The 16,826-nt window shown below is 68.4% G+C and carries 20 protein-coding genes; 16 read left to right on the forward strand and 4 right to left on the reverse strand.

Annotation, left to right across the window (positions count from 1 at the left end; genetic code table 11):
• Positions 1 to 33: 33 nt before the first annotated feature.
• The gene (locus AC3IS2_RS00645; protein ID WP_489198747.1) at positions 34 to 861 is read right to left on the reverse strand and encodes a TerC family protein; all 828 of its coding nucleotides are present in this window, start codon (positions 859 to 861) and stop codon (positions 34 to 36) included.
• Positions 862 to 1,217: 356 nt separating this feature from the next.
• On the opposite strand from AC3IS2_RS00645, the gene AC3IS2_RS00650 reads away from it, so the two are divergent.
• The 5 genes from AC3IS2_RS00650 to AC3IS2_RS00670 all read left to right on the forward strand — a co-directional run bounded on the left by AC3IS2_RS00650 (position 1,218) and on the right by AC3IS2_RS00670 (position 6,126).
• Positions 1,218 to 1,772, forward strand: a complete 555-nt coding sequence (locus tag AC3IS2_RS00650; RefSeq protein WP_489198748.1) for a F0F1 ATP synthase subunit delta — start codon at positions 1,218 to 1,220, stop codon at positions 1,770 to 1,772.
• A 66-nt stretch (positions 1,773 to 1,838) separates the two neighbouring features.
• Positions 1,839 to 3,371, forward strand: coding sequence for a F0F1 ATP synthase subunit alpha (gene atpA, locus AC3IS2_RS00655; RefSeq protein ID WP_489198749.1), 1,533 nt, complete (start codon positions 1,839 to 1,841; stop codon positions 3,369 to 3,371).
• A 30-nt stretch (positions 3,372 to 3,401) separates the two neighbouring features.
• The gene (locus tag AC3IS2_RS00660) at positions 3,402 to 4,280 is read left to right on the forward strand and encodes a F0F1 ATP synthase subunit gamma (RefSeq protein WP_489198750.1); all 879 of its coding nucleotides are present in this window, start codon (positions 3,402 to 3,404) and stop codon (positions 4,278 to 4,280) included.
• Between the two features lie 37 nt (positions 4,281 to 4,317).
• Positions 4,318 to 5,853, forward strand: a complete 1,536-nt coding sequence (gene atpD / locus AC3IS2_RS00665) for a F0F1 ATP synthase subunit beta (protein WP_489198751.1) — start codon at positions 4,318 to 4,320, stop codon at positions 5,851 to 5,853.
• 3 nt (positions 5,854 to 5,856) lie between these two features.
• Entirely contained in the window at positions 5,857 to 6,126 is a 270-nt protein-coding gene (locus AC3IS2_RS00670; RefSeq protein ID WP_331034693.1) for an ATP synthase F1 subunit epsilon, read from the forward strand.
• Between the two features lie 152 nt (positions 6,127 to 6,278).
• On the opposite strand, the gene AC3IS2_RS00675 is transcribed toward AC3IS2_RS00670, so the two are convergent.
• Entirely contained in the window at positions 6,279 to 6,761 is a 483-nt protein-coding gene (locus tag AC3IS2_RS00675) for an RNA pyrophosphohydrolase (RefSeq protein ID WP_489198752.1), read from the reverse strand.
• A 76-nt stretch (positions 6,762 to 6,837) separates the two neighbouring features.
• Here AC3IS2_RS00675 and AC3IS2_RS00680 point away from each other — a divergent pair, with 76 nt between their 5' ends.
• Positions 6,838 to 7,242, forward strand: a complete 405-nt coding sequence (locus tag AC3IS2_RS00680) for a Tat pathway signal protein (RefSeq protein WP_489198753.1) — start codon at positions 6,838 to 6,840, stop codon at positions 7,240 to 7,242.
• 132 nt (positions 7,243 to 7,374) lie between these two features.
• Here the strand turns inward: AC3IS2_RS00680 and AC3IS2_RS00685 are convergent, their stop codons facing one another.
• On the reverse strand, positions 7,375 to 8,349 hold the full coding sequence (locus AC3IS2_RS00685; RefSeq protein ID WP_489198754.1) for an ABC transporter ATP-binding protein: 975 nt from the start codon (positions 8,347 to 8,349) through the stop codon (positions 7,375 to 7,377).
• A gap of 186 nt (positions 8,350 to 8,535) precedes the next feature.
• On the opposite strand from AC3IS2_RS00685, the gene AC3IS2_RS00690 reads away from it, so the two are divergent.
• From AC3IS2_RS00690 to AC3IS2_RS00735, 10 genes are all read left to right on the forward strand, one after another.
• Complete coding sequence (locus tag AC3IS2_RS00690) at positions 8,536 to 8,829, forward strand: hypothetical protein (protein WP_489198755.1); 294 nt, start codon at positions 8,536 to 8,538, stop codon at positions 8,827 to 8,829.
• A gap of 56 nt (positions 8,830 to 8,885) precedes the next feature.
• Entirely contained in the window at positions 8,886 to 9,122 is a 237-nt protein-coding gene (locus tag AC3IS2_RS00695) for a zinc-finger domain-containing protein (protein WP_489198756.1), read from the forward strand.
• A 3-nt stretch (positions 9,123 to 9,125) separates the two neighbouring features.
• Complete coding sequence (locus tag AC3IS2_RS00700; protein ID WP_489198757.1) at positions 9,126 to 9,566, forward strand: VOC family protein; 441 nt, start codon at positions 9,126 to 9,128, stop codon at positions 9,564 to 9,566.
• Between the two features lies 1 nt (position 9,567).
• A complete protein-coding gene (locus AC3IS2_RS00705; RefSeq protein ID WP_489198758.1) occupies positions 9,568 to 10,185 on the forward strand; it encodes a DUF6655 family protein in 618 nt (205 codons plus the stop codon).
• A 102-nt stretch (positions 10,186 to 10,287) separates the two neighbouring features.
• Positions 10,288 to 10,962 carry a nicotinate-nucleotide adenylyltransferase gene (locus AC3IS2_RS00710; protein WP_489198759.1) on the forward strand — a complete coding sequence of 225 codons (675 nt, stop codon included), beginning with the start codon at positions 10,288 to 10,290 and terminating at the stop codon, positions 10,960 to 10,962.
• Between the two features lie 117 nt (positions 10,963 to 11,079).
• On the forward strand, positions 11,080 to 11,511 hold the full coding sequence (gene rsfS / locus AC3IS2_RS00715) for a ribosome silencing factor (RefSeq protein ID WP_489198760.1): 432 nt from the start codon (positions 11,080 to 11,082) through the stop codon (positions 11,509 to 11,511).
• Positions 11,512 to 11,532: 21 nt separating this feature from the next.
• A complete protein-coding gene (rlmH, locus tag AC3IS2_RS00720; RefSeq protein ID WP_184266435.1) occupies positions 11,533 to 11,997 on the forward strand; it encodes a 23S rRNA (pseudouridine(1915)-N(3))-methyltransferase RlmH in 465 nt (154 codons plus the stop codon).
• 38 nt (positions 11,998 to 12,035) lie between these two features.
• Entirely contained in the window at positions 12,036 to 13,091 is a 1,056-nt protein-coding gene (locus AC3IS2_RS00725) for a murein hydrolase activator EnvC family protein (RefSeq protein ID WP_489198761.1), read from the forward strand.
• A 148-nt stretch (positions 13,092 to 13,239) separates the two neighbouring features.
• Entirely contained in the window at positions 13,240 to 14,667 is a 1,428-nt protein-coding gene (locus AC3IS2_RS00730; protein WP_489198762.1) for a S41 family peptidase, read from the forward strand.
• Positions 14,668 to 14,797: 130 nt separating this feature from the next.
• Complete coding sequence (locus tag AC3IS2_RS00735) at positions 14,798 to 16,003, forward strand: divergent polysaccharide deacetylase family protein (RefSeq protein ID WP_489198763.1); 1,206 nt, start codon at positions 14,798 to 14,800, stop codon at positions 16,001 to 16,003.
• 20 nt (positions 16,004 to 16,023) lie between these two features.
• Here the strand turns inward: AC3IS2_RS00735 and AC3IS2_RS00740 are convergent, their stop codons facing one another.
• Positions 16,024 to 16,797: a CPBP family glutamic-type intramembrane protease gene (locus AC3IS2_RS00740; RefSeq protein ID WP_489198764.1), complete on the reverse strand. Its 774-nt coding sequence runs from the start codon at positions 16,795 to 16,797 to the stop codon at positions 16,024 to 16,026.
• Positions 16,798 to 16,826 lie beyond the last annotated feature (29 nt).

Here is a 16,826-nt window from a genome sequence, read left to right on the forward strand (position 1 = left end):
GCGGCGCTTCGTCGTTTCAGTCCGTCGCGAGGATCAAACGCCGGGTTCGGCGGTCTCGGCCTTGTTCAGGGCCGCTTGCGCGGCTTCCGCGGCCTGATCCTTTTTGATCTGGGCGGTGCGGGACCACATGTTCAGGCCTTCGACCAGGGCCGAGAAGGCCATGGCGGCGTAGATATAGGCCTTGGGCACGTGGACGCCGAAGCCGTCGGCGATCAGCACCGCGCCGATCATCAGCAGGAAGCCCAGGGCCAGCATGACCACGGTCGGGTTCTTGTCGATGAAGTCAGCCAGCGGGTCCGAGGCCAGCAGCATGACCAGGACGGCGAAGACCACGGCGACCATCATGATCGGCACGTGATCGGTCATGCCGACGGCGGTCAGGATGGAGTCGACCGAGAAGACCAGGTCCAGCAGGATGATCTGGACGATGGCCGAGCCGACGTTGTTGATGACGACGTCCTTCTTGTCCTTCTCCAGCATGTCGTTTGACGGGGTGGCGTCGACGGCGTGGTGGATTTCCTTCGTCGCTTTCCACACCAGGAACAGACCGCCGGCGATCAGGATCAGGTCGCGCCAGCTGAAGGCGGTGTCATAGGTCTCGCCGTGGAAGCCGAGGTCGAAAACCGGGGCCGTCAGGCCGACGATCCAGCCGATGGCGGCCAGCAGGGCCAGGCGCATGATCAGGGCCAGGCCGATGCCGATGCGGCGGGTGCGCTGGCGATGCTCGGGCGGCAGCTTGTTCGACAGGATCGAGATGAAGATCAGGTTGTCGATGCCGAGAACGACTTCCATGACCACCAGGGTCACAAGGGCCGCCCAGGCGGCCGGATCGCTCAGCAGGGGAGTTATGCTTTCAAGCATCGGGGTTCCAGAATGTGATGATAGCCATAAGCGGTAACGGGACCGTGAGGTTGCATCAAGCGTTTGCGCGCGGCTTTGTCGTCGCACCCCCGCATGCGGGAAAGGCCTCCTTAAAGGTGTCGCCGGCCTTTAAAGCCCCTCGCATCGCGAAAAAGAGCGCGGGTGCGACCTTATCGTTCCGTCCCCGTCGGTTGCGACCGGGGACCTTGCATGCTATCAGCCGCGCGGCTTTAGCGAAGGATGCATCGAAAGATGTGTCCCCAGCGTGCTTTCTATAAGCATTTCAAGCTCTTGGCTGGCGCGAGACATCGCGGCCGGTTTTGACCCAAACGCTTCAAATCGCGGACCTTTATTACGTGGCGGACGATTTCAGAACGACGGAAGTCGGTGGGCGCTATGCACAGGCGCTGTTCGACCTCGCTGACGAGACGGGGGCGCTGGACGCCGTGCGCGGCGATCTCGCCTCGCTGAAGGCCGCCTGGCTGGACAGCGCGGACCTGCGCCGCCTGGCCCAGTCGCCGGTCATCTCGGCCGAGGACCAGGGCAAGGGCCTGTCGGCCATCGCCGACAAGGCCAAGTTCAATGCGACGACCAAGAAGTTCGTCGGCCTGCTGGCCCAGAACGGCCGCGCTCGCGACCTGCCGGGCGTGATCGCCGGCTTCGAGGCGCTCTACGCCAAGAAGGCCGGTCTGGTCGCCGCCGAGGTGGTTTCGGCCCTGCCGCTGTCGGCGGCCCAGACCAAGAGCATTCAAGCCGCCCTGCGCACGGCGCTGGGCCGCGATCCCGAACTGACCGCCCGCGTCGATCCGTCGATCCTGGGCGGCCTGAAGGTCAAGGTGGGCTCGAAGCTGTTCGACGCCTCGCTGAAGACCAAGCTCGACCAGATGACCTTCGCGCTGAAGCGCGCCTAAGCCCCGAATTCAAGTTCAAGCCGGGCCGGCTGGCCCGCACCGAAGACGAAAGCCAGAGAGCCCATCATGGATATCCGCGCCGCCGAAATCTCGGCCATCCTCAAGTCGCAGATCGCCTCCTTCGGCGTCGAGGCCGACGTCTCGGACGTCGGTCAGGTGCTGTCGGTCGGCGACGGCATTGCGCGCATCCACGGTCTGGACAATGTCCAGGCCGGTGAAATGGTCGAGTTCACCAAGGCCGGCGTGAAGGGCATGGCCCTGAACCTCGAGCGCGACAACGTCGGCGCCGTGATCTTCGGCGCGGACGCCGCCATCGCCGAGGGCGATGAAGTCCGCCGCCTGGGCGAAATCGTGGACGTGCCGGTCGGCAAGGGCCTGCTGGGCCGCGTCGTCAACCCGCTGGGCGAGCCGATCGACGGCAAGGGCCCGATCCAGTTCACCGAGCGCCGCCGCGTCGACGTCAAGGCTCCGGGCATCATCCCCCGCAAGTCGGTGCACGAGCCGATGCAGACCGGCCAGAAGTCGATCGACACCCTGATCCCCGTCGGCCGCGGCCAGCGCGAGCTGATCATCGGCGACCGTCAGGTCGGCAAGACCGCCATCGCCATCGACACCATCCTGAACCAGAAGAACGTCAACAAGTCGGAAGACGAGTCGGCGAAGCTGTACTGCATCTACGTCGCCATCGGCCAGAAGCGCTCGACGGTGGCCCAGATCGTCAAGACGCTCGAAGAGTCCGGCGCCCTGGAATACACCATCGTCGTCGCCGCCACGGCTTCGGAACCGGCCCCGCTGCAGTTCCTGGCCCCGTTCGCCGGCACCGCCATGGGCGAGTTCTTCCGCGACAACGGCATGCACGGCCTGATCGTCTATGACGACCTGTCGAAGCAGGCTGTGGCCTATCGTCAGATGTCGCTGCTGCTGCGCCGTCCGCCGGGCCGTGAAGCCTACCCGGGCGACGTCTTCTACCTGCACAGCCGCCTGCTGGAGCGTTCGGCCAAGCTGAACGAAGACAACGGTTCGGGCTCGCTGACCGCCCTGCCGATCATCGAGACCCAGGCCAACGACGTCTCGGCCTACATCCCGACCAACGTGATCTCGATCACCGACGGCCAGATCTTCCTGGAATCGGACCTCTTCTATCAGGGCATCCGTCCGGCCGTGAACGTCGGCATCTCGGTGTCGCGCGTCGGCTCCTCGGCCCAGATCAAGGCCATGAAGCAGGTCGCCGGTTCGATTAAGGGCGAGCTGGCCCAGTATCGTGAAATGGCCGCCTTCGCGAAGTTCGGCTCGGACCTGGACGTCTCGACCCAGAAGCTGCTGGCGCGCGGCGCCCGCCTGACCGAGCTGCTGAAGCAGCCGCAGTACTCGCCGCTGGCCGTCGAGGAGCAGGTCGTGTCGATCTACGCCGGCACGCGCGGCTATCTGGACAACGTCGCCGTGGCCGACATCGGCCGCTTCGAGAGCGAGCTGCTGGCCCGCGTCCACTCGAACCACGCGTCGCTGCTGGAAGGCATCCGCACCAAGAAGGCCCTGACGCCGGAACTGGAAGCTGAACTCAAGGACGTCCTGGCCGCCTTCGCCAAGACCTTCGCCTAAGAACTGACCAGAGAGCGAGAGTAGCGCCGGATGGCCAGCCTCAAGGAAATGCGCAATCGGATCGGAAGCGTCAAAGCGACGCAGAAGATCACGAAAGCCATGCAGATGGTCGCGGCGGCCAAGCTGAAGCGCGCCCAGGAGCAGGCGGAGAACGCCCGCCCCTATGCGACGCGGATGGCTTCGGTCATCGCCAACCTGTCCTCGGCCGTCTCGGGCGGGGACGCGCCCAAGATGCTGGCCGGCACGGGTTCGGACCAGCGTCACCTGGTCGTGGTGGCTACGGCGGACAAGGGTCTGGCCGGCGGCTTCTCGACCAATGTGATCCGCGCCGCCCGCGACCGGATCAACAGCCTGCTGGCCAATGGCAAGGACGTCCGCGTCATCGCCGTGGGCCGCAAGTCGCGCGACCAGCTGACGCGCCTGTTCGGCGACAAGGTCGTCAAGACCTTCGAACTGAGCGAGCACAAGACCGTCGGTCTGCACTCGGCCCAGCCCATCGCCGAACTGATCGCCGAGAGCTTCGAGGGCGGGCAGGCCGACGTGGTCACGCTGTTCTACAGCCAGTTCAAGTCGGTCATCTCGCAGGTCCCGACCGCCAAGCAGCTGGTCCCCTCGGTCGTCGAAGGCGACGCCGAACCGATCAACCTGAACGGCGCCATCTACGAGTATGAGCCCTCGGAAGAGGAAATCCTCGAGACCCTGCTGCCGCGCAACCTGACGACGCAGATCCTGGCCGCTCTCTACGAGAACCAGGCCGGCTTCTTCGGCGCGCAGATGGCCGCGATGGACAACGCCACGCGCAACGCGGGCGACCTCATCAACAGCCTGACCCTGCAGTACAACCGCAAACGCCAGGCCCAGATCACCACCGAGCTGATCGAGATCATCGCCGGCGCTGAAGCGCTCTGATCCCGACCGACAAGACAATCCGAACCGGACGCACCCCATGACCGACGCCACCGCCAAGAAACCCGCCGCCAAGAAGCCGGCCGCTCCCAAGAAGGCCGCCGCTCCCAAGGCCGCCGCCGCCGTCGCCGGCTCGGGCAAGATCGCCCAGGTCATCGGCGCCGTCGTCGACATCGAGTTCGAAGGCCACCTGCCGGCCATCCTGAACGCGCTGGAAACCCAGAACGTCGACCAGAAGACGGGCCAGCCCTTCACCCTGGTCCTCGAAGTCGCCCAGCACCTGGGTGAGAACATGGTCCGCGCCATCTCGATGGACACGACCGAAGGCCTGACCCGCGGTCAGCCCGTCGTCGACACCGGCAAGTCGATCATGGCTCCGGTCGGTCCGGGCACGCTCGGCCGCATCATGAACGTCGTCGGCCAGCCGATCGACGAAGCCGGTCCGATCCTGACCACGGAATACCGTCCGATCCACCGCGAGGCCCCGACCTTCGAAGAGCAGTCGACCTCGTCGGAAATCCTGGTCACGGGCATCAAGGTCATCGACCTGATCTGCCCCTACACCAAGGGCGGCAAGACCGGCCTGTTCGGCGGCGCCGGCGTCGGCAAGACCGTGACCATGCAGGAACTGATCAACAACATCGCCAAGGCTTACGGCGGTTACTCGGTTCTGGCCGGCGTGGGTGAACGCACCCGCGAAGGCAACGACCTGTATCACGAGATGATCGAGTCCAACGTCAACGTGGACCCGTCCAAGAACAACGGCTCGACCGAAGGCTCCAAGTGCGCCCTGGTTTACGGCCAGATGAACGAGCCCCCCGGCGCCCGCGCCCGCGTCGCCCTGACCGGCCTGTCGATCGCCGAGTACTTCCGCGACGAAGAAGGCAAGGACGTGCTGCTGTTCGTCGACAACATCTTCCGCTTCACTCAGGCCGGTTCGGAAGTGTCGGCTCTGCTGGGCCGCATCCCCTCGGCCGTGGGCTATCAGCCGACGCTGGCCACCGAGATGGGCAACCTGCAAGAGCGCATCACCTCGACCAAGAAGGGCTCGATCACCTCGGTCCAGGCCATCTACGTCCCCGCCGACGACCTGACCGACCCGGCGCCCGCCGCCTCGTTCGCCCACTTGGACGCGACGACCGTTCTGAACCGCGACATCGCGGCCCAGGCCATCTTCCCGGCCGTGGACCCGCTGGACTCGACCTCGCGCATCATGGACCCGCTGGTCATCGGTGAAGAGCACTACGCCGTCGCCCGCCGCGTTCAGGAAATCCTGCAGCAGTACAAGGCGCTGAAGGACATCATCGCCATCCTGGGCATGGACGAGCTGTCGGAAGACGACAAGCTGGTCGTGTCGCGCGCCCGCAAGATCAGCCGCTTCCTGTCGCAGCCCTTCTTCGTGGCCGAGCAGTTCACCAACTCGCCGGGCAAGTTCGTCGAGCTGAAGGACACCATCCGCTCGTTCAAGGGCATCGTGGACGGCGAATACGACCACCTGCCGGAAGCCGCCTTCTACATGGTCGGCGCCATCGAAGAGGCTGTCGAAAAGGCGGCCAAGATGGCTGCGGAAGCCTAAGCCATGGCCGGCAAGCTGAACTTCTCCCTGGTCGCCCCGGAACGCGAAATCTTCGCGGGCTCGGTCGATCAGGTCGATGCTCCGGGCATCGAAGGCGATTTCGGCGTCCTGCCGGGCCACGCCCCCTTCATGACCACCCTGCGCGAAGGCGTGGTGACGGTCTATGACGGCGCCCAGCGTCGTCGTTTCGAGGTCAAGGGCGGCTTCGCCGACGTCAACGGCGAGGGTCTCAGCATCCTGGCCGAGGAAGCCTCGGAGATCACCGCGAACTGATCGCGGCGACATCGAAACAGATCAGGGCCCCTCGCTTCGGCGAGGGGCCTTTTTCTTTGGGCAAGCGGTGCAGCGCCCTTTGACTCACCGTCATCCTCGGGCTTGACCCGAGGATGACGGTCGAAATGACGGCGGGGTGAAGCTTTGCGGCGTCAGCTCTGCGGCAGGTCCTCGAAGGCCGCCACCACCTGCTCATAGACCTCGCGCTTGAACGGCACGATCAGCGCCGGCGCCTCCTCCAGCGCGCCCCAGCGCCAGGCGTCGAACTCCGGCTCGCCGTGGGCGGCCAGGTCGAACTCGCTGTCCTCGCCGGTGAAGCGGAAGGCGAACCAGACCTGCTTCTGGCCCTTGAAGCCCTTCCACGCCTTGGGGCCGCCCATGCCTTCGGGGAAGTCATAGACGATCCAGCCCCCGGTGCGGCCCAGCAGCTCGACCGAGCGGACCCCGGTCTCCTCCTGCAGTTCGCGAAGCGCCGCCGCCTCCAGGTTCTCGCCCTCGTCGACGCCGCCCTGCGGGAACTGCCAGTTCCACGGCTCGGGCGTCTTGGCGCGGCGGCCCAGCCAGACCTGTCCGGTCTTGTTGAACAGCACCACCCCGACATTGGGGCGATAGGCGGAAAGATCGGTCTGGCTCATCCCTTTCGATTACGCCGGGGCGCGGCGGCCCGCCAGCCGTAACCGGGCCTTAAGCGGCGGCGGGGCAGGATGGGGCATGGATCGTCGCGCACTGATCGGCCTCGCCGCCCTGGGTACCGCACTCGTCGCCGCCGAGGCTGAAGCCTCGGGCAAGAGCGGAGGCGGCGGCGCCCCCGCCAACGCCTACATCCCCTTGCCGACCGCCACCGCCACCATCCTGCGCCGCGACGGGCGCCGGGGAGTGATGACGGTCGAGGTCGGGGTGGATGTGGCCGATACCGCCCTGCGCGCCCGCGCCGACCAGTCCAAGCCCCGCCTCAGCGCCGCCTACAACGAAGTGGTGCGGCTGGCCGGCGAACGGATGCTGCCCGGCGCCCCGCCCGACGTGGAGTGGCTGAGCCGCGCCTTGCAGGCCGCCACCGACCGGGTGCTGGGCAAGCCGGGGGGCAAGCTGCTGCTCGGGACGGTGATGGTGGTCTAGCGCCGCCCCCAACCGTCATCCCGGCCGAAGCCGAAGGCGAAGAGCCGGGACCGCCCCAAGCACATGCTCCAATCGCCGCGCTTCCTGCGGTCCCGGATAGCGGCTGCGCCGCTTCCGGGATGACGAAGGGCCTCAGTCCTGCGTCGGGCTGGGGCGGCTGGCGTCGCCGTAGGTCATGGCCAGGAAGACGTCTTCCAGACTGGGGTCCTCGGTGGCGATGTCCTTGATGGTCACGCCCGCGGCGCGGACGGCGGCCAACACCTGCTCGACGCTGGACTCGCCGGTGCGATAGGTGACGACGAAGGCGCCATGCGGGCGCGGCGCGACGTGGAAGCCGTGCAGATCGGGCAGGACCGCCTGCGGCGTCTCCGGCGTCACCACCACGTTGCGGGTGTCCAGACGCTTCAGCAGCTGATGCGTCGGCTCGCAGGCCACGACCTCGCCCCGGTTGATGATGGCGATGGTGTCGCACAGCTCCTGGGCTTCTTCGAGATAGTGGGTGGTCAGGATGACGGTGACGCCCTCCTCGTTGATCTTGCGCACATAGTCCCACAGCTGGCGGCGCAGCTCGACGTCCACCCCCGCCGTCGGCTCGTCCAGGATCAGGACCGGCGGGTTGTGCACCAAAGCCTTGGCCACCATCAGACGGCGTTTCATGCCGCCGGACAGGGCGCGGACATAGGCGTTGGCCTTGTCCGACAGGCCCAGCGCGGCCAGCAGTTCGTCCGAGCGGCGCTCATGGGCGGGCACGCCGTAGAAGCCGGCCTGGACCTCCAGCGCCTCGCGCGGGGTGAAGAAGACGTCGGCGACGATCTCCTGCGGCACGACGCCCAGCGCCGCCCGCGCGTCGCGCGCCTCGTGGTCGATGTCGCGATCCCAGATGCGGACGCTGCCTTCGGACTTGTTCACGACCCCGGCGATGATGTTGATCAGGGTCGACTTGCCCGCGCCGTTGGGACCCAGAAGCCCGAACATCGAGCCGCGCGGCACCGTCAGATCGACCCCGCGCAGGGCGGTCTTGGGCGGCGACTTCTTGCTGCCCGCATAGGTCTTCTTCAGCCCCCGCACCTCGATGGCGTTGACGGGCAGGGCGGGGGTCTCGGTCATGCGGGCGTTCACTCGGACGGCGGAAGCGTGCGGCATAGGTAGGAGGCGAGGGCGCGTTCGCCAAGGCGCTGCGATACCTCGTTCAGACAAGTTTGCGCGTCTTTGTGTAAATGGTGCTTGACGTCAATGCGGGGTATGTCTAGGGTCCTTGTCATAAAGACAACCTGCCTTGATGGAGAGACGCTCATGACCGCCCTGCAAGTCCAGATGAAAAAGCCCCTGACCAAGACCCGCCTGATCGGTTTCGCCGCCATGGGCGTCTGTGCTGTCGGCTACACCGGCATGGGCGTCGCCTTGCTGGCGGGCAAGCTGGACTATCTGGACATGACCCATGCGGCCCTGCTCGCCGCCGTCGCGGCCCTGATCGGCGAGATCGGCCTGTGGGTCGGCGCCGGCTGCCTGGGCCTGACCCTGTTCAAGAAGCGCAAGGCCATGCTGGACAAGCTGTTCCGTCGCCAACCGCGCCCTTCGGAAGTTTGACCTAAAGGTCCGGTCCTTCTAGGAACGGCGCGAGCCTTCCAGACCCGGACCGGACCATGCCTCCCCGCCATACCGACGCTGTCATCCCCGCCCCCGAAGAGATCGTCGTGCCGACGAAGCGCGTCGCCTGCGACGGCGGCGGCGTCCTCGGCCACCCGCTGGTCTATCTGGAGATGGGCGAGGAGGACTTCGTCGAGTGCGGCTATTGCGACCGCCGCTTCGTCCTGTCGGACCATCCCCACCCCGAGAGCGAATACCTCGACCCGGCGGCCCGCCCGCCCGAGGCCCACTGAGCGATGCGCTATCTGCACACCATGGTCCGCGTGAAGGACCTGGAGGCGTCGCTGCATTTCTATCGTGACCTGCTGGGTCTGGTGCAGACGCGCCGGATGGACAGCGAGGCCGGGCGTTTCAGCCTGATCTATCTGGCTGCGCCGCAAGACACCGCACGCGCCGAGGCGGAGAAGTCGCCCGAGGTCGAGCTGACCTTCAACTGGGATCCCGAGGACTATCAGGGCGGCCGCAACTTCGGCCACCTGGCCTTCGAGGTCGAGGACATCTACGCCGCCTGCCAGCGTCTGGCCGACGGCGGCGTAGTGATCAATCGTCCGCCGCGCGACGGCCATATGGCCTTCATCCGCTCGCCCGACGGCGTCTCGGTCGAACTGCTGCAGGCCGGCGCGCGTCTGGCCCCGGCCGAGCCGTGGGCCTCCATGCCGAACACCGGAGCCTGGTGATTTGACGACCGCGCGCCTGACCGTCCTTCTTGCAGCCACCGCCGTACTGGCCGGCTGCGCCTCCGTGACCGAGACCAATCCGGCGCGGACGGCCACCGACATGCTGCTGGTCAACCGCGCCGCCGATCGTGCGGTCGAGGGGCTGACCCTGCCGATCCCCCAGGGCGCGCGCGTCTTCGTCGACGAGACCTATTTCCAGGCCGAGAACGCCCGCTATGCGCTGAGCGCCATCCGCGCCGCCCTGTCGGACGCCGGCTATGCGATCAGCCGCGACCGCGACAGCGCCGACGCCATCTTCGAGGTCCGTGCCGGCGCCCTGTCGCTGGAGCAGATGCGCCGGGTGTTCGGCATTCCCGACATGCGGGTGCCGATCAACGAGACCCTGAACGTCGTCTCCATCCCCGAACTGTCGATCTATTCCAACCGCGACCGCATGGGCGTGGCCGAGTTCTCGGGCTTCCTCTACGACGGTCGCACCGGCCTGCCGCTGGGCGCCGTCACGCCGATGATCGGCCAGTACAAGATCCGCAGCCACAAGGCCTTCATGGTCGTGACCTGGGGCCAGCAGCTGGCCCAGCCGGGCGAGCGCGATCCGGGGTCGAGCTGGAAAGAGTTCTGAGGCTTTCGTCCGCCTGCTGATGCGAGACAGGGGCGACGGGCCGTGTTAGGGCGCGGGTGAGCATAAGTCCGCCCTCTCGTCGCCGCCGCCAAAGAGCCGCCCTTGTCCTTCTTCCACGCCGGTCCCGCGCCGAAAGGCCTCGGCCCTCGACCCGGCGCCCTGCGTGACGGGCTGGGGTTGCAGCCCGGGATGAAGGTCGGCCTGTTCGGCGGCTCCTTCAATCCGGCCCACGACGGCCACGCCCATGTGGCCGAGACGGCGATGCGGCGCCTGGGCCTGGACCGGGTGGTCTGGCTGGTCTCGCCGCAGAACCCCTTGAAATCGAACCATGAGACCGCGCCCCTGGTCGAGCGCATGGCCTCGGCCCGTTCGGTCGCCGACACGGTCGGCCCGGCCATGATCGTTTCGGATTTCGAGACGCGCGCCGGGACGCAATGGACCGTCGACACCCTGCGCGCGCTGAAGGCCCGCTATCCCGGCGTTCGGTTCGTCTGGCTGATGGGGTCGGACAATCTGGCCAGCTTCCACAGGTGGCGGGGCTGGACCGACATCATGCATCTGATGCCGGTGGCGGTCATTGCTCGGCCCGGCAGTCAGCTGGACAGCCGCACGGCCCCCGCGGCCTCGCGCTACGCTCGCTTCCGCATCCCGGCGGCCCAGGCGGGGCTGCTGGCCAGCCTGGCCGCGCCCGCCTGGACCTATCTGGCGGCGCCGCTGAATCCGCGCTCCTCGACGGCGATTCGTCGGGGCGAGGTCCTGATTCGCGGCGATGGGTGACCTTTCGGCCGGGACGTGCTAGGTTGGACCTTTAGTAATCTCCCCCGGAGCCCTCCGCTGACCCCCTCGCCCGCGCACGATGCGCAAGACGCCGCCGTTTCCAACTCGGCGCACGAGATGGACCCGATCGAGTCCGTCCATTCCGAAGACGGTCAGGCCGAAGGCGGTCCCAGTACCGGCGATCAAGCCCCGCTTCCGGTCGGCCTGACCGATCTGGAACGCGCCATCATCGCCAAACTCGACGACGACAAGGCTCAGGACATGGTCCTGATCGACCTGCGCGGCAAAAGCCCGATGTCCGACGCCATGATCGTGGCCTCGGGCCGGTCGCACCGCCACGTCGGCGCCCTGGCCGACCACCTGCTGCGCCTGTTCAAGGACATGGGTCTGGGCAAGGTCAAGGTCGAGGGTCTGCCGCACTGCGACTGGGTGCTGCTGGATGCGGGCGACGTGATCGTCCACCTGTTCCGCCCCGAAGTGCGCACCTTCTACAATATCGAGAAGATCTGGGCGATCGACAGCGCCCACCGCGGCGCCGGCGCCGCCTGATCCTCGGACTGAGCTGACCCCATGAAGCTGGCGATCGCGGCCATCGGCAAGCCGGGCCGCGGTCCCGAGGCCGCCCTGGCCGACGACTACGCCCGACGGGCGACCCTGGCGGGTCGTCCGCTGGGGCTGGGGCCGCTGGAGCTTGTGGATCTCGAACCCCGCAAATCGGGCAAGGCCCCCGAGGCCGAGCTGATCCTGGCCGCCGCCGAGGGCGCGCACCTGATCGCCTGCGACGAGCGGGGCAAGACCTATTCGTCGCGCGCCTTCGCCGACCACATTGCGACCTTGCGCGATCAGGGCGAGCGTCGCCTGGTCTTCGCCATCGGCGGGGCCGACGGGCTGGACGAGAGCGTGCGCCGCGCCGCCCGCTCGACCCTGGCCTTCGGGCCGCAGACCTGGCCCCACGCCCTGGCCCGCGCCATGCTGGCCGAACAGCTCTATCGCGCCGTGACCATCCTGTCCGGCTCGCCCTATCATCGCGACTGATGCGCCGGGGGGCGGGGTTTCTTCTGCTGACGTCGGGGTTGGCGCTGACCCTCGCCGGTCCGGCGTCCAGCCAGCGCGCGGCTGCGCCCAACCCTGAACTGACCCGGCTGCAGGCCGAATATCGCGACGAGACCGCGCGCGCCCGGCGCCTGCGCGCCGAGGCCGCCGCCGCCGGCGACGAGGTGGTCGATCTGGATCGCCAACTGGCGCAGTTGCGTCAGGCCGAGGCCGCGGACGACGTGCAACTGGAATCCCAGCGCGCCCGTCTGAAGGAACTGGGCGACCGCGAGGCCGCCCTGGTCGCCGCCCTGTCGCGTGAGCGGGCCGGGCAGGGACGGCTGCTGTCGGCCCTGCAGATGATGAGCCGCAAGCCGCCGCCGCCGCTGCTGATCCCGGCCGACAAGGCGGTGGACACAGTGCGCGCCTCCATCCTGATCCGCGCCATGACGCCCGAGCTTCAGGCGCGCGCCAAGACCCTGGTCGATCGTCAGGCCGAGGTGATCCGCATCCGCCGCCTGGCCGCCCTGTCCAGCGAGCGCCTGTTCACCGTCGAGAGCGCCCAGGGCGACCGCCGGGCCGAGATCGAAAGCCTGTCGGCCCGAAAGGTCGCCTTGCGCGCCGTCCTGCGCGCCGAGGCTGCGCGCGCCGAGCGCGCCACCCGCGCGCTGGAGGCCCGTATTCGCGAACTGGGCGGCCAGACGCCGATGGTCGCCGAGGCCGCCGTCGAGGCCCCCGCCGCCCGTCTGCCCGCCGGACGCAGCCGCCTGACCGCCCCGGTGCAGGGCGCGCCGTCGCAGCGTTTCGGCGGCGGCTCCAGCGGCTGGCGCTGGCGTTCCAGCCATGAGGTCATCGCCGCCCCGGCCCCCGCCCGCGTCGCCTACGCCGGGCCGCTGAAGGAGTGGGGCGAGGTGGTGATCCTGGACCTCGGACCCGGCTGGCGGGTCGTCGTGGCCGGGCTGGACCAGTTGTCGGTTGAGACCGGGCAGAGGGTCGGCGACGGCCAGGCCCTGGGCCGCACCGGCGAGGAGGGCGAGGCCTATTTCGAGCTGCGCCGCGACGAACGCCCCATCGACCCCGCGCCCTGGCTTCAGTAGGGGGCTGCAATAGGCCCCGGACAGCGCGAAAGTCCTTTCAAATCCGCGCCGAGGCTGATTGTATCGTCACATCTGACGTCGGCGTCCGAACGCGCCTGCGCCTCCCTGGACGACCGGAGCCCGCGCGGGTCCGATGGAAAGACACCGAATGCGTAAACTGCTTCTCATCGGTTGCGCCGCCCTGGCCCTGGGCGGATCGGCGGCGGCGGTCGCCAGCCAGACCCCGCGCAACGAGACCTTCCGGATGCTTCAGATGTTCGGCGACGTGCTGGGCATCGTCGAACAGGCCTATGTGGTGCCGGTCGACAACAAGAAGCTGATCGAGGCCGCCCTGCAGGGCATGATGACGGCGCTGGATCCGCACTCCAACTATCTGCCGGCCAAGTCCTACGGCGACCTGCGCGAGCGGACGACAGGCGAGTATTCCGGCGTCGGCCTGACCATCACCTCCGAGGGCGGTCTGGTGAAGGTCATCTCGCCGATGGACGACAGTCCGGCAGGGCGCGCGGGCGTTCAGGCGGGCGACGTCATCAGCGCCATCGACGGCCAGAACGCCGCCGGCCTGACCGTATCCGAGGTCTCCGAAAAGCTGCGCGGCCCGATCGGCGCCAGCGTCACCGTCACCTTCCTGCGCGACGGCGAGGAGCCGCGCGAAGTGGTCCTGACCCGCGAGGTCATCAAGGTCGAATCCGTCACCGGCCGACTGGAAGGCGACTTCGGCTATCTGCGCATCTCGACCTTCAACGAAAACACCGGCCGCGAACTGACCGAGACGATCAACCGTCTCAAGGCCGAGAAACCCGGCATCAAGGGCTTTGTCCTGGACTTGCGCAACAACGGCGGGGGTCTGCTGACCGCCGCCATCGACGTGTCGGACGCCTTCCTGGAACGCGGCGAGGTCGTCAGCCAGCGCGGTCGCAAGCCGGATCAGATCGAACGCTACGCCGCCCGGCCGGGCGACCTGACCGGCGGCCTACCGGTCGTGGTCCTGATCAACTACGGCTCGGCCTCGGCCTCGGAAATCGTGGCCGGCGCCCTGAAGGATCAGGAGCGGGCGACGGTCGTCGGCCTGACCAGCTTCGGCAAGGGGTCGGTGCAGACGGTGATCCCGCTGCGCGGCGGCGCTGACGGCGCCCTGTCGATCACCACGGCGCGCTACTACACGCCGTCGGGCCGCTCGATCCAGAAGATCGGCATCGAGCCGGACCTGGAGGTGGCGCGCTCCGAGGCCGAGGCGCGCATCGTCTCGCGCTCCAGCTTCATCTATTCCGAGGCCGCCTACGCCACGGCGCTGGACTCCTCCATCGGCGCCGAGCGCAAGGGGCCGCACACGCCGCACGAAGCGCCGGGGCCGGACTTCGACAAGGCCAAGGACTATCAGCTGCAACGCGCCCTGGACGTGCTGCGCGCCGGCGGCGACCTAGCCAGGCTGGCCGCCGCGCCGACGAACGTCGTGGTCACGGAGCCGGGCGCCAAGCCGATCGAGACGGCCGAGGCGGTCATGCCGGGGCAGTCGCCTGACCGCCCGGCGCGCGGGCCGGAAGTCACCCCCGGCAATGAACCGAAAAGGGACTGATCCCTCCGACAGACGTGGTGAACGGGGCGTTAGGGTTTCTTAACCGGCGCTGGGGATAAGTGAGGATCGAGGGGAGCCGCGCCGTGCGGTTCTCCAGTCCCGCCCCTGTCGTTCGAGCGCCGCCCTGTCCATGTTCGCCAAGCGCCAGTCCGCTCTCGCCGCCACCGCCGGCCTGCCGCCGGAGGCCCGTTCGCGCCTGAGCCTTGACGCCGTCGTGGCGACGCTGAAGAAGCCGCCGGTCGCCGTGGGCGCGGCGGGCGTCTTCGTCCTGGCCGCCGGGGCTCTGTTCGTCGCCGTTCTGGGCGACCCGCGCGCGGGCGCGCCCTCGGCCCGGGTGGCCCTGCAACGCCCGGCCGCCGCCGCCGATCCGGCCCCCACGGGCGCCGACGCCTTTTCCATGAGCGGGCTGGACGTCTATCAGGACTTGGCCGGCGGCGATCCGGCCCTGCTGGATCCGAACGGCGCGGCCGGGACCGAGGCCCTGATCACCTTGCCGGACGGCGCCAGCGTGGCGGGCGGCTCGGCCATCGGCGCGCCCGTTCGCGCGCCGTCGAATCCCCTGGCCAAGGCCCCTATCGCCGGCCTGTTCTCGCCCGGTCCGAACGGCCCCCTGCCGCGCATCGCGCCGGACGGCCGCGTCCCGGCCCAGGCCTACGCCCGGCCGTTCCGCTCGAACGGCAAGCCCATGGTGTCGCTGGTCGTCGGCGGACTGGGCCTGAACGCCGTCACCACCCGCGCGGCCATCGAGCGCCTGCCCGCCGAGGTGACGCTCAGCTTCGTCCCCTACGCCGAGGGGCTGCAGGCCTGGATCGACATGGCCCGCGCCCAGGGCCACGAGGTGATGATCGAACTGCCGATGGAGCCGACCGGCTATCCCGACAACGATCCCGGCCCCTACACCCTGCTGTCCAGCGGCGGGGCCGACGACGTCGAGGCCAAGCTGGACTGGCTGCTGGGCCGCGCTGTCGGCTATTTCGGCGTGACCAACTATCTGGGCGACCGCTTCGCGACCTCGGACGAGGGCATGGGCGCCATGCTGGGCGTGCTGCGTCAGCGCGGTCTGGCCTTCCTCGACGACGGCTCCATGCGCAGGAAGCCCGGCGCCTTCGCCCGCGCCAGCGCCGACCGCATCATCGACGAAAGCCAGACCCCCGCCGCCATCATGGGCCAGCTCAACGCCCTGGAAGCCGCCGCCAAGACCCGCGGCGCGGCCCTGGGAACCGGCTTCAGCTACCCCGTCACCGTCGAAGCCGCCGCCCGCTGGACGGCGGGGCTTGAGGCGCGCGGCCTGCAGTTGGCGCCAGCCTCGGCCATGACGCGGCGTCCGGGGCGGTAGCGCCCCTTGTTCGGGTTGGACTAGACTCGAAGCCCGTAGAAGATCCACGCGGTCATCGCGAGGTTGAACGCGGCGTGCCCGGCGACGGCCCCCAGAACCGAGCCGCTCGCGCGTCTCGCCCAAGTGAAGGCCAGGGCGGTCGCAAACATGCCGCACAGCCACCACAGGGCCGGCGCTGGCAGAAGCACCCAGCCGGCGCCGCGCCACACCAGCCCGAAATGGGCCAGATGGACGACCGCGAAGGCGGCGGCGTCGACGCAGGCGGCGCGATTTTCGCCTAGGCGGACGACAAACGATTCATGGACCAGGCCGCGGTAGAACAACTCTTCGCCGATCGGACTGAAGCTCATGCCGATCACGGCGAAGACGGCGAACATGATCAGCCGCAGCGTGTCGTCCATCTGGTCCGGCAGGGCGGAATAGGTGCCCGCCACATAGACGAAGGCGTTGTCGCCGGGGGCGGCGAAGAGCAGGCTGGCGGTGGCGATCAGGACGACGCAACACCCCGCGCCCAGAAGGGCGCCCAGCCCCAGTCCCGCGAGACTCGGGCGCCAGTTCAGCCCGATCCGCGCCCGTCCCGACCGGGTCAGCAGGACCAGCGGCGTCAGCGCCATGACGATGAAGAAGGCGGACACCAGACCGTAGTCGCGGGTGACGTTCGCCAGCATGACGAGGCCGAAGCGGGCGACGCTGAACAGGGCGAGAAGGATCAACCCGGTCCTGACGTCGAACGCCAGCCAGCCGCGAAAGGGCCGCCGGAAGTCCGCCGCGGGTGGGGCGAGGTTCGAACTCATGCCCAAGCTTTGCCGTTGGGCAAGGCTGC

This window comes from Brevundimonas sp. KH_025, assembly GCF_057839885.1.